Here is a 12,619-nt window from a genome sequence, read left to right on the forward strand (position 1 = left end):
GGCTCCGCCATCGTTGGCGACGGTGCCGCACGGTCACCTCACCCGGATCAGGTGGCTTCGGCGCGCGTGAGGTAGGGGCCGGGGTCGGCGAGGACGTGGTGGATCGTGCGGCCGGCCGCACCCAGGGTGGCGGCGTCGCCGCCCACAGTGGACGGTGCCAGCGTCGGGACGGAGCCGCGAAGGTGGCCCAGGCGGGTGGCCAGCACGGCTTCCGCGGCGGGGGCCAGCCACGGGAAGAGCGGGGCGAAGACGCCGCCGAGCACCACGTGGTCGAGGTCGAGCAGGTTGACCGCGGAGGACAACGCGAGGCCGAGCGCTTCGCCCGCCGCGGTGGTGGCCTTGGTGGCGGTCGGGTCGTTGGCGTCGAGATTGCGCAGGAGCTCGCGGACACCGGCGACGCCCGCGGCTTCGAGCAGAGCCTCTTGTCCCGCATAGGTTTCCAGGCAGCCGGACGCGCCGCAGCGGCAACGCGGGCCCGTCGGGGAGACGACGACGTGGCCGAGCTCGCCGGCGAGACCGTGGGTGCCGGGGAACAGCGCCGAGTCCACGACCAGGCCCGCGCCGATGCCGACCTCGCCGGAGACGAACAGGAAGTCGGACGGGCCGGCGCCGAACCAGAGCTCGCCCAGGGCGCCGAGGTTGGCCTCGTTGTCGAGGGTGACGGGCACGGGCAGGTGCAGCATGTCGGCGGCGCGGACGTCGCTCCAGCCGAGGTTGGGGGCGCTGAACAGCACGCCGTCGCCGACCGGGCCGGACACGGCGAGGACGGCGCCGGCGACGGTCAGGTCTCCGGCCGCGGCGAGGGCCTTTTCGGCGAGGTTTTGCAGCTCCCCCAGCACTTCCTCGGGGCGCGAACCGCGGTTGTCGCGCTCGCGGCGTTCGGTGAAGCGCACAGTGCGGGCGAGGTCGAGCAGGCAGACGGCGAGGTAGTCGACGTTGATCTCCAGCCCGAGCGACGCCACGCGCGCGCCGGACAGCACGACCTCGACGCCGGGGCGGCCGCGCTCGCCCGCGCGGGCCGGGCCGGTCTCGGCGAGGAAACCGGCGTCGAGCAGGTCGCCGACGAGCTTCGACACGGTGGACTTGGTGAGGCCGGTGAGCTCCGCGAGCGCCGCGCGGGTGAGCGGGCCGTGCCCGGCGACCTCGCCGAGCACGAGCTCGAGGTTGCGCGCGCGCATCGAGTCGTGCCGCACCGCCTGCGTCATCCCCGTGGCCTCCTCCCGGAACTGTACCGAGGCCCCCCGTGAAGCGGTGGCCCTTGACGGGCGGGCCCCTGGAGCGCATATTTAGTCTACAACGTGAACTAAATGGTACTTGATTGAAGGGGACCGTCATGACCGACTTCGCGCCCACTCCGGACGACAAGTTCTCGTTCGGCCTGTGGACCGTGGGCTGGCAGGCCGCCGACCCGTTCGGCGTGGCGACGCGGCCGGCGCTGGACCCGGTGGAGAGCGTGCACCGCCTGGCCGAGCTGGGCGCGTACGGCGTGTCCTTCCACGACGACGACCTGCTCGCCACCGAGCCCGACCGCGACGCGGCCATCAAGAAGTTCAAGGCGGCGCTGGAGGCCACGGGCCTGAAGGTGCCGATGGCGACCACCAACCTGTTCACGCACCCCGTGTTCAAGGACGGCGGCCTGACCAGCAACGACCGCGACATCCGCCGGTACGCGCTGACGAAGGTGCGCCGCAACCTCGACCTGGCCGCCGAGCTGGGCGCCTCCACGTACGTGCTGTGGGGCGGCCGTGAGGGCGCCGAGTCCGACGCGGCGAAGGACGTGCGCGCCGCGCTGGACCGCTACAAGGAGGGCCTCGACCTCCTGGCCGACTACGCCGTGTCCCAGGGCTACGCCATCCGGTTCGCCCTGGAGCCCAAGCCCAACGAACCCCGCGGCGACATCCTCCTGCCCACGATCGGGCACGCGCTCGGCCTCATCTCGCAGCTGGAGCGTCCCGAGCTGTTCGGCCTCAACCCCGAGGTCGGCCACGAGCAGATGGCCGGCCTGAACTTCGTGCACGGCATCGCGCAGGCCCTGTGGCAGGGCAAGCTCTTCCACATCGACCTCAACGGCCAGCACGGTCCCAAGTACGACCAGGACCTCATCTTCGGCCACGGCGACCTGACTTCGGCGTTCTTCCTGGTGGACCTGCTGGAGACCGCCGGCTACGAGGGCCCGCGGCACTTCGACTACAAGCCGCTGCGCACCGAGGACGCTTCGGACGTCTGGGATTCGGCCGCCGCGAACATGCGGATGTACTTGATCCTGAAGGAAAAGGCCGCCGCGTTCCGGGCGGACCCCGAGGTGGCCGCGGCGCTGTCGGCTTCGCGCGTCGACGAGCTGTCAGTCCCGACGGTCGCCCCCGGCGAGACGCTGGACGACCTGGCCGCGGACTCGTTCGACGTCGAGACGGCGGGTAAACGGGGTTACCACTTCACCCGGCTGAACCAGCTGGCATTGGAGCACCTGCTCGGCACCCGGTGACGGATTTCCCCGGTGGCGGGGTAGGCCGTTTGCTGGTCGCGAGGTGGTCGAGACGACTATCTTGTGTTCTCGCCAGCGCGGTCCCCGCCACCGAGGAGTTCCCACCATGACCGACGGTCCACAGCAGAGCCCGGGCACGCCGGAAACCCAGCCGGACGCGAGTTTTCCGCCGCCGCCGCAAGGGCCCGTGTTGCGGTACACGCCGGGGCAGCCGCCTGCGGCCGAGGCCGGGCGGCTGAGCGGCGGGACCCAGCAGGCGTGGTCCACTCCCGCCGCGGTGCCGCAGCCGCCCTCGGCTCCCCTGCCGCCACAACCCGGCCTGCCCCCACACCCCGGGCCGCAGCAGCAGTGGACCGGCCAGCCCGGGATGCTTCAGCAAGGGCCGTTGAAGAGCGGCGTGCTCGCCGTGGTGGCGTTCGTGGTCGGGATCGTGGGCCTGATCGTCCCGTTCCTGCCGGTCGAGATGGACGACGCGCGCCTGGGTGGCACGCTCGACCTTCGGGCGTGGATCGGATTGCCGTTCGCACTGGTGGCGCTCGCTTTGGGCATCGCCGCGTGCGTGGGACGGCGGCGGATGAAGGCGCTGGCCATCGTGGGCATGGTGTTCGCGGCCCTCACGCTGGTGGTCGTCATCATCATGATCGCCAACCGCCTGATCTGAGGGCCACACCGGTCCGACAGACCTAAGGCTTCGACGAGAAAGCCGCGTCGAACGCCGCCGTCGGGGGTGTGAAGTTCAGCCGCTTCACGAACTCCAACGCCTCCGGCGCGCCGGTCAGCCGGTCCATGCCGGCGTCTTCCCATTCGATCGAGATGGGGCCATCGTAGGTGATGGCGTTGAGCATGCGGAAGACGTCTTCCCACGGGACGTCGCCGTGGCCGGTCGAGACGAAGTCCCAGCCGCGGCGCGGGTCGGCCCACGGGAGGTGCGAACCCAGCCTGCCGTTGCGGCCGTTGAGCTGCTTGCGGGCCTCCTTGCAGTCCACGTGGTAGATGCGGTCCTTGAAGTCCCACAGGAAACCCACGGGGTCGAGGTCCTGCCAGACGAAGTGCGACGGGTCGAAGTTCAGGCCGAAGGCCGGGCGGTGGCCGATCGCCTCCAGCGTGCGCACGGTCGTCCAGTAATCGTAGGCGATCTCGCTCGGGTGGACCTCGTGGGCGAAGCGGACGCCGACCTCGTCGAACACGTCGAGGATCGGGTTCCAGCGGGCCGCGAAGTCCTCGTAGCCGCGGTCGATCATCGACTGCGGCACCGGCGGGAACATCGCCACGGTGTGCCAGATGGACGATCCCGTGAAACCGACCACAGTGGACACACCCAGCAAAGCGGCCGCCCGCGCGGTGTCCTGCATCTCCGCGGCCGCCCGCCGGCGCACGCCCTCCGGTGACCCGTCGCCCCAGATGCGGGCGGGCAGGATGGCCTCGTGGCGCTCGTCGATGGGGTGGTCGCACACGGCCTGGCCCACCAAGTGGTTGGAGATCGTCCACACGCGAAGGTCGTACTTGGCCAGCGTATCCCGCTTGGACTGCACGTACCCCTCGTCGGAAAGCGCTTTGTCGACTTCGAAGTGGTCACCCCAGCAGGCGAGCTCGAGGCCGTCGTAGCCCCAGCCGCTCGCGAGGCGGCAGACCTCCTCGAAGGGCAGGTCGGCCCACTGCCCGGTGAACAGCGTCAGCGGTCGTGCCATCGAAAAACCTCCTGATCAGACAACGGTCCACACGGAATCGGCGGCGGCGCTGCGTTCCACCGCGTCGAGCACGCGCTGCACCTGCAGCCCGTCGGCGAACGACGGCGCCGGGTCGGTGCCCGAAGCGAGCGCCACGAGGAAATCGCGCACCTCGTGGGTGAAGGTGTGCTCGTAACCCAGGCCGTGGCCCGGCGGCCACCACGCGCCGACGTACGGGTGCTCCGGCTCGGTCACGAGGATCCGGCGGAACCCGGCGACCGACGGATCCAGCGTGTGGTCGTGGAAGTACAGCTCGTTCATGGCCTCGAAATCGAACGCGAGGCTGCCCGCGGAACCGTTGAGCTCGATCCGCATCGAGTTCTTGCGCCCGGCCGCGAACCGCGTCGCCTCGAAGCTGCCCAGCGCGCCCGACGCGAAACGCGCGGTGAACAGCGCGGCGTCGTCCACCGTCACCTCGCCCCGCGCGGACCCCGACGAAGCCGCCAGCCCCGACGACGAAGCGACCAGCGGCCGCTCGCGCACGAACGTCTCCGTCACCGCGCTCACGCCCGAAATCCGCGAGCCGGTCAGGAACTGCGCGAGATCCACGATGTGCGCGCCGATGTCGCCGAGCGCACCCGACCCCGCGCGGTCCTTTTGCAGCCGCCACACCAACGGGAACTCAGGATCGACGATCCAGTCCTGCAGGTACTGCGCCCGCACGTGCCGAAGCTCCCCCAGCCGCCCGTCGGCCACCAGCGACCGCGCGAACGCCAGCGCCGGCACGCGCCGGTAGTTGAACGCCACCATCGACCGCACCCCGCGAGCGGTCGCCTCCTCGGCGGCAGCGGTCATCGCCGCGGCTTCGGCAACGGTGTTGGCCAGCGGTTTCTCACACAGCACGTGCTTGCCCGCGGCGAGCGCGGCCAGCGCGATCTCCGCGTGCGTGTCCCCCGGCGTGCAGATGTCGACGAGCCCCACCTCGTCGGACTCCACCAGCCGTTTCCAGTCCGTCTCCACGGAAGCCCAGCCGAGCTTCTCCGCGGCAGCCGACGCCGCCGCGGCGTCGCGTCCACACAGCACCGCCATCCGCGGCGTCAGCGGCACGTCGAAGGCGTGGTGCACGGTCCGCCACGCCTGGGAGTGGGCCGCGCCCATGAAGGCGTAGCCCACCATCCCGACGCCGATCTGCCCGGCCATCGAAAACCCTTTCACTCGAAGGAAACCGGCAGGTACTTGTCCACGTTCTCCTTGGTCACCACCGCCGAGAAAGTGGTCACCGAAGCGGGGATCTCCTGCTCCGCCAGGTCCGACACGCCCTTCGCCTGCCCGAGCAGCCGCGCGAGGCGCACGGCGGACGCGGCCATCGTCGGCGGGTAGAGCACAGTGGCCTTGAGTACCGAGTTGTCGCTCTTGATCGCCTCCATCGCGGCCTTCGACCCGGCGCCGCCGACCATCAGGAAGTCCGACCGGCCGGCCTGGCGCACGGCCTGCAGCGCGCCCACGCCCTGGTCGTCGTCGTGGTTCCAGACCGCGTTGAACTGCGGGTGCGCCTGCAGCAGCTCGGCCATGCGCGCCTGCCCGGTCGGCACGGTGAACTCGGCGGCGGCACGGCCGACCTTGCGGATCCCCGGGTAGTTGGCCAGCGCGTCGTCGAAGCCCTGCGTGCGCTGGCGGGTGAGCTCGAGCGTGTCGATGCCGGCGAGCTCGAGCACGGTGCCCTGCCCGTTGAGCTGCTGGCCGATGTAGTTGCCCGCGTTCACGCCCATGCGGTAGTTGTCGCCGCCGACCCACGTGCGGTAGGCCTGCGGCGAGTCGAAGATCCGGTCGAGGTTGATCACGGGGATGCCCGCGTTCATCGCCTTGCGCCCGGCCGGCGTGAGCTGCTTCCCGTCGGCCGGCAGCACCACGAGCACGTCGACCTTGCGGTTGATCAGCGCGTCGATCTGCGCCGACTGCGTGGCGGCGTCGTTCGACCCCTCCGCGACGACGAGCTCCACGTCGGGATGGCGCTGCGCTTCGGCCCGCGCGTTGACGGTGATCGCGTTGAGCCAGCCGTGGTCGGCCTGCGGCCCGGCGAACCCGACCGTGACTCTCTTGCCCGGCGCGTCCTGGGCGCCTTGGGGTGCGGTCGCGGCGGCGGGCGGTGGTTCCTCGTTGCTCGTGCACGCGGCGAGCGCGCCCACGCCCGCCAGGGTCGCTCCGGTCAGGAACGCGCGGCGGCGGATGTCGGTGTTCATCGGGTGGTCCTCTCACTCGAGTAGAGCGAAGCCCGCCGCTGCACGAGCACGGCGAGCACGATGATCACGCCCTTGGCCAGCTGCTGCACGGCCGTGGGCAGGTTGTTGAGGGTGAACAGCACGCTGATGACCGTGAACACGAGCACCCCGAGCACGGAGCCGACGAGCGTGCCGCGGCCGCCGGAGAGCAGGGTGCCGCCGATGATCACCGCCGCGATGGCGTCGAGCTCGTAGAGGTTGCCGTTGCCCGACGTGCCGCTGGAGGTGAGGATGATCAGCATCACGCTGGCGATGCCGCAGCACAGTCCGGAAAGGACATACAGCAGGCAGGTGTGCAGCTTCACGTTGATGCCCGCGAGCCGCGCGGCCTCCAGGTTGCCGCCGATCGCGTAGGTGCGGCGACCGAAGGTGGTCCGGTTGAGCACGAGCCAGCCGACGATCGCGACGGCCGCGAAGATCAGTACCAGCGGCGGGATGCCGAGCACGTAGCTGTCCTGGTAGCCGAGGTCGACGAGCGCCTGGTTGCTCGACGTCACGGTCTGCGTGCGGCCTTGCGAGAGCTGGATCGCCAGGCCGCGGGCCGACGCAAGCATCGCCAGCGTGCCGATGAACGCGACCAGCCGGCCGTAAGCGATGAGCAGCCCGCTGACCAGGCCGCAGCCGACCCCCACGGCCACGGCGGTGAACACGATCCCGCCGATGCCGAACTGCTGCGTGGAGCGCGTGGTCGCCCACACCGTCGCGAGCGCCACCACCGCGCCGACGGACAGGTCGATGCCGCCGCCGATGATCACGAACGTCATGCCCACGGTGATCACGCCGATGACCGACGCCTGCGTGAGCACCAGCACCACCGTGCCGGTGGTGAGGAACTGGCCCGGTTCGGTCAGCGCGCCGATCAGCACCAGCACGGCCAGCACCCCGACCAGCCCGAGGTTGCGGGCCTCCCGCAGCCGCACCGAGAACCGGCGCGTGGGCTCGGGTGCCACCGCCTGGTCAGCGTTCATTCCGCACGCTCCTGCTCCTCGAGGATGAGATCGAGCACGGCCGATTCGTCGAGGTCGCGCCCCCGCGCCTCGGTGAGCACGCGGCCTTCGCGCAGCACCAGCACCCGATCGGCCAGGCCGAGGACCTCCGGCAGCTCGCTGGAGACCAGCACGATCGCGACGCCGGAATCGGCCAGTTCGCGGATCACGCGGTACAGCTCGGCCCGCGCGCCCACGTCGACCCCGCGCGTGGGCTCGTCGAGCAGCAGCACGCGGCAGCCCTTGAGCAGCCAGCGCGCGAGCACGGCCTTCTGCTGGTTGCCGCCGGACAGCTTGCCCGCGGGCCGGCGGATGTCCGGCGGGCGCAGGTCAAGGGCCTCGGTGTGGCGGCGGACGGCGGTGGTCTCGGCGCGGGAGTTGAACCAGCCGAACCGCGCGTAGCGTCGCAGCGAGGCGAGGGAAACGTTGCGGGCCACGGACTCCTGCAGGAGCAGGGCCTGGCTCTTGCGTTCCTCCGGCGCCAGGCCGAGGCCGGCGCGGACGGCCGACGTCACGCCGTTCCGCAGTGGTTTGCCGGCGAGCGTCACGTGGCCGGCGGTGGGTTTCCTTGCCCCGTAGACGGTTTCGAGGACTTCGGAGCGGCCCGACCCGACGAGTCCCGCGAGGCCGACGATCTCGCCTTCCCGCACGGTGAACGACACGTCTTCGAACGAGCCGGCCACGGTGAGGTCCTCGACCTCCAGCAGCACGGGGCGGTCGTCGAACGCGTCTTCGGCGGGCCGGGGCGGGAAGAGGTATTCGACGCGGCGGCCGGTCATCAGCGCGACCAGTTCGGTGGTCGGCGTGGTGCGGGCCGGGAGCCCGGTGGCGACGGTGTGGCCGTCTTTCAGGACGGTGACGCGGTCGCCGATCTCGCGGATCTCTTCGAGCCGATGGGAGATGTAGACGACGGCGACGCCGCGTTCGGTGAGGCCGCGGATCACGCGGAAGAGGTTCGCGACCTCGTCGCTGGCGAGGACGGCCGAGGGTTCGTCGAGCACGATCAGGCGCGCGTCGAGCGAGAGCGCGCGGGCGAGGCTCACGATCTGCTTGCCCGCGGCCGAGAGCGAGCCGACCTCGCGTTCGACGCGGATCTCGTGGTGCCCCAGCCGGTCCAGGAGTTTTCGCGCCTCGGCGCGCATGGTCGCGCGGTGCACCCAGCCCCCGCTGGCCTGCTCGTGGCCGAGGAAGATGTTCTCCGCCACGGAAAGCCCGTCGACGAGGTCGAGCTCCTGGTACAGCGTGGCGATGCCGCACTTGATGGCAGCGGTCGGGTTGGGCAGCTCCACGGGCTCGCCGCCGACGCGGATCTCCCCCGCGTCGGGCCGGTGCGCGCCGGCGAGCACCTTGATCAACGTGGACTTGCCGGCGCCGTTCTGGCCCAGCAGGCAGTGCACTTCCCCTTCGGCCACGCTCAGCTCGACGTCGTCGAGCGCGCGCACTCCGGGGAAACCCTTGCCGATCCCCGTCATTTCGAGAAGCGTCATCCGCTGTCCCTCTCCCCTGCTCCGGCGACAACCCGCGCGGGGTCGTCGAACACGGCTTCCAGCGCCACGTGGGCCCCGCCGCGCGAGGCGGCCGAGAAGCCCAGCCACGACAGCTCCACGCGGCAGCCGCCGATGTCGGGCGCGACCACGCGGGCCTTGAGCTCGGCCATCATCGGGCCGAGCAGGTATGGGCCGAGCTGCGCGAAGTAACCGCCGAGCAGCACCACGCGCGGGTTGAACACGTTCACGAGCACTGCCGCGCCCACGCCGAGCCCGGTGCCCACCTGGGCCAGCGCGTCGAGCGTGCGGCGGTCTTTCAGCTCCGCGCGGCGGCGCACCATGTCGAGGCGCTGTTCGAGGTCCAACGACGGGTCGTGCACCGGGTCGTTGGGCTCGGCCGCGAGCCGCAGCATCCCGGCGAGGCCCACGATCGTCTCCCAGCAGCCGCGCCTGCCACAGCCGCAGCGCCGGCCGTTCGGGTCGAGCTGGATGTGGCCGATCTCGCCGGAAAACCCTTCCGCGCCACCGAGGAGCCGGCCGCCGGAGATCACGCCGCCGCCGACGCCGATCTCGCCGGTGAGGTACACGAGGTCCGCGGTGCCGGCGACACTGCCCATCGCGTGCTCGCCGAGCGCGCCGAGGTTGGCGTCGTTGGCCATGCGGACGGGGAATCCCAGGCGGCCGAGCCGGTGGGTGAGCCGTTCGGTCAGGCCGGTGACCACGGGGACGTCGGTCCAGTGCAGGTTGGGCGCGAACGCCACGGTGCCGGCTTCCACGTCGACGAGGGCCGGAATCGCCAGCGTCAGCCCGACCGGCGAGACCTTGAGACGGCGGCATTCCCTGAGCGCTCTCGCGGCCAGCTCGGCCGTCGCGTCGAGGACCTTGGCCGGAGGAAGCGCTTGCACGTCGAGCGCCACGCGCTGTTCGAACAGGACGGTGCCGGTGAGATCCAGGGCCAGCGCGGTGAGGTAGTCGACGTTCACCTCGACGCCGACGCCGCCCACGCCGCGCCCGTCGAGCTCCACGATCGTGCCCGGCCGCCCGACCGCCCCCGCGCGTTCCAGCTCGCCCTCCCGCGCCAGCCCGCGCTCGACCAGCTCCGCGACGAGGCTCGACACCGTGGCCTTGTTCAGCCCCGTCTCCGCCGCGATGCCCGCCCGCGACCGCGGCCCGGCGTCACGCAGGTGCCGCAACACGAGCGCGAGGTTGCTGCGCCGCACCGAGGCCTGGTCCGCCGGCCGCGGTGGGCCGATGGGTCTCAGAGGCAGGGAGGAGTCCACGCTGACACCGCCAAGTTCGTCTGGTGGGGCAACAAATTAAGTCAGGGCGAACGAAGGGGTCAACGATGGAGGGATGGTAACGATCCCGGCAAAAGCCCCTAAATGCCGGAGTGACCTGGGGAAACTGTTCTTCGGGGCGTCGTGGGCCGTCCTTCGGATGGAGCACGGATTGGGATGAATCGATGGCCGAACCACTCACCCGTTCGGCTTCAGCCGCTCGGATGAGCCGGCCCGACGAGGTTGCGTGGACCGCTGGGCCAGCCGGGTGACCGCGGCGGGGTGGCCGCGGGGGAATTCGTTGGAAACGGCTGTTTGTCACCGTTCGGCGCGGCAAGTCGAAAGTCCTGCACGGCTGGCGAGTTAATTCGCGCGACGTTCGGTGGCGCCTGTGCCTAGACTTCCGCGCAACGCGCTGACGGAACCGAGTAGCGCGGGGTCCCGCGCCCACAGAGAGCCGCCATCGCTGAGAGGCGGCGCCGCGCCCCCGCCGCGAAGACACTCCCGAGCAGCGGGGAGGCAATGCCCCGCCGGCCGGCCCCCGACACCGGGCCCAGTTTTTCGAGGCCGCCTTTGTCCCGGCGGCGAAGGTGCGGTGGTACCGCGAGTTCCCTTCTCGCCCGCACCCCCAAGGGGTCGCCGAGTTCGCTCGAGGAGAGTGGATGTTCCCTCGCACCCTGGTCGCCGACCTGCCCACGCACACCGGCACCACCACGACCATCGCCGGCTGGCTCCACCGCCGGCGCACCCTGAAATCTGTGACGTTCCTGGTGATCCGGGACCGTACGGGGTTGGCCCAGGTGGTGTTCAGTGCACCACCTCGCCCCGGCCCGAACACGCCCCCGCCCTCCCAGGGGGGCGTCCCCGAGCCAATTCTATCGCCCACCCCCGACAAAAACGGCGGCCAAGTCGAAATGGGGCCGAGTTGTCCACAACTCGGGTCGGGTGTGGACAAGTCCGCAGACCGCACCGAAATCCCGCAGCTGAGCGAAGAAACGGTCGTCGAGGTAACCGGGCGAGTCGTCGCCAACAAGCAGGCACCCGGCGGGATCGAGATCGTAGAAGCGACCATCAAAGTACTTGCCACACCTGAGAAACAGCCGCCGTTCGACCTCTACCGGCCCACAATCCCGGCGGCACTGCCGACGGTTCTCGACAACGCGGCCGTCGCACTCAGGCATCCCGAGTTGAAGCGGCGGCACGAGATCGCGGCTCGCAGTGTCGCGGCATTCCGGCGCGCCCTCGACGACCGCGGCTTCACCGAGGTTCACACGCCCAAAATCGTGGCCACCAGCACGGAATCCGGCGCCAACGTCTTCCAGCTCGACTACTTCGGCAAACCGGCCTATCTCGCGCAGTCACCGCAGTTCTTCAAACAGGCGTTGGTCGGCGTCTTCGAACGGGTCTACGAAGTCGGCCCGGTCTTCCGCGCCGAACCCCACGACACCGCGCGCCACCTCGCGCAGTACACAAGCCTGGACGCGGAACTCGGCTTCATCCACGACCACCGCGACGTGATGACTGTGCTGCGGGACGTCATCGCGGAAATGGCCTCGGCTGTGGGTCCCGAAGCTCCTGAAGTACCCCTGGAAATCCCGGTCATCTCCTACCCCGCGGCGCAGCAGATCTTGCACAGCACCGAACCCGACCTCTCTCCCGAAGACGAACGCCATCTCGGCGAATGGGCCCTGGACAACCACAACTCGGAGTTCCTCTTCGTCACCGGTTACCCCATGGCCAAACGCCCCTTCTACACCCACCCGGACCCAGCGCATCCGGGCCTGTCCAACAGCTTCGACCTCCTGTTCCGCGGCCTGGAACTCGTCACGGGCGGCCAACGGCTGCACCACTACGCCGACTACCTCGCCGCACTCGGCCCCGACGCCGACCAGTACCGCGACTACCTCGCGACGTTCGTCCACGGCATGCCGCCCCACGGCGGCTTCGCCATCGGCCTCGAACGGTGGGTCGCGCGGGTGCTGAAGGTGCCGAACATCCGCGGTACGACCCTGTTCCCGCGCGACCTGCATCGACTGAGGCCGTAAGAGACCTAAGTGGACGGTGGCGCGGGAAATCGGTGGTCAACCCATCGGGTAAAATTCAGCGTCCCGCGCATCCGCCGGGCGGGTATGGGGTGAGCGAGCCAGGGGGCCGGCCATGGTGAGTCGTCGACGCCGAACCGTGCTGTGGCTCGGCGGCGCAGTGCTGGCGCTGTGCGCCGGCCTCCTGGTCATCGCCGGCACCCCCACCGTGTGGCTCGGCCGGCAGGTCACCGACACACCGGTCTTGCCCATGCCGACCCGGGCGGAGGCGGAAGCCCTGCTCAACCAGGCAACCGGCTTCGCCCGGGCGCACGACTACGCGGGCTTTGCCAGACCGTCGCGCAGGATGCAGGCGCCTGTCAGAAGGTGCTCGATCGGGCGGATGTCTCGCACGCGGCA

The 12,619-nt window shown here is 70.5% G+C and carries 10 protein-coding genes; 3 read left to right on the forward strand and 7 right to left on the reverse strand.

What is annotated here, in order from left to right; translation table 11 throughout:
* Positions 1-47: 47 nt before the first annotated feature.
* Positions 48-1,205, reverse strand: coding sequence for an ROK family transcriptional regulator (locus tag K1T34_RS03980; protein WP_220242945.1), 1,158 nt, complete (start codon positions 1,203-1,205; stop codon positions 48-50).
* 128 nt (positions 1,206-1,333) lie between these two features.
* Between K1T34_RS03980 and xylA the strand changes: the two genes are divergently transcribed.
* Both xylA and K1T34_RS03990 read left to right on the forward strand, forming a co-directional pair.
* On the forward strand, positions 1,334-2,482 hold the full coding sequence (gene xylA / locus K1T34_RS03985; protein WP_220242946.1) for a xylose isomerase: 1,149 nt from the start codon (positions 1,334-1,336) through the stop codon (positions 2,480-2,482).
* A gap of 106 nt (positions 2,483-2,588) precedes the next feature.
* On the forward strand, positions 2,589-3,143 hold the full coding sequence (locus K1T34_RS03990) for a hypothetical protein (protein WP_220242947.1): 555 nt from the start codon (positions 2,589-2,591) through the stop codon (positions 3,141-3,143).
* Between the two features lie 22 nt (positions 3,144-3,165).
* On the opposite strand, the gene K1T34_RS03995 is transcribed toward K1T34_RS03990, so the two are convergent.
* From K1T34_RS03995 to K1T34_RS04020, 6 genes are read right to left on the reverse strand one after another with little or no spacing between them, the layout of a single operon-like run.
* Complete coding sequence (locus tag K1T34_RS03995) at positions 3,166-4,170, reverse strand: sugar phosphate isomerase/epimerase (RefSeq protein ID WP_220242948.1); 1,005 nt, start codon at positions 4,168-4,170, stop codon at positions 3,166-3,168.
* A 15-nt stretch (positions 4,171-4,185) separates the two neighbouring features.
* Positions 4,186-5,349, reverse strand: a complete 1,164-nt coding sequence (locus K1T34_RS04000; RefSeq protein ID WP_220242949.1) for a Gfo/Idh/MocA family protein — start codon at positions 5,347-5,349, stop codon at positions 4,186-4,188.
* An 11-nt stretch (positions 5,350-5,360) separates the two neighbouring features.
* The gene (locus K1T34_RS04005; protein WP_220242950.1) at positions 5,361-6,389 is read right to left on the reverse strand and encodes a substrate-binding domain-containing protein; all 1,029 of its coding nucleotides are present in this window, start codon (positions 6,387-6,389) and stop codon (positions 5,361-5,363) included.
* Positions 6,386-7,396, reverse strand: coding sequence for an ABC transporter permease (locus K1T34_RS04010; RefSeq protein WP_220242951.1), 1,011 nt, complete (start codon positions 7,394-7,396; stop codon positions 6,386-6,388). Before K1T34_RS04010 ends, K1T34_RS04005 begins: the two co-directional genes overlap by 4 nt.
* Positions 7,393-8,901, reverse strand: coding sequence for a sugar ABC transporter ATP-binding protein (locus K1T34_RS04015; protein WP_220242952.1), 1,509 nt, complete (start codon positions 8,899-8,901; stop codon positions 7,393-7,395). The genes K1T34_RS04010 and K1T34_RS04015 overlap by 4 nt, the downstream gene beginning before the upstream one ends.
* Positions 8,898-10,121: an ROK family transcriptional regulator gene (locus tag K1T34_RS04020; RefSeq protein ID WP_255638291.1), complete on the reverse strand. Its 1,224-nt coding sequence runs from the start codon at positions 10,119-10,121 to the stop codon at positions 8,898-8,900. Before K1T34_RS04020 ends, K1T34_RS04015 begins: the two co-directional genes overlap by 4 nt.
* A 719-nt stretch (positions 10,122-10,840) precedes the next feature.
* On the opposite strand from K1T34_RS04020, the gene aspS reads away from it, so the two are divergent.
* Positions 10,841-12,223, forward strand: a complete 1,383-nt coding sequence (gene aspS / locus K1T34_RS04025; RefSeq protein WP_220242953.1) for an aspartate--tRNA(Asn) ligase — start codon at positions 10,841-10,843, stop codon at positions 12,221-12,223.
* The last annotated feature ends 396 nt before the right edge of the window (positions 12,224-12,619 follow it).

Origin of the sequence: Amycolatopsis sp. DSM 110486, from assembly GCF_019468465.1 — a bacterium.
Taxonomy (GTDB): Bacteria; Actinomycetota; Actinomycetes; order Mycobacteriales; family Pseudonocardiaceae; genus Amycolatopsis.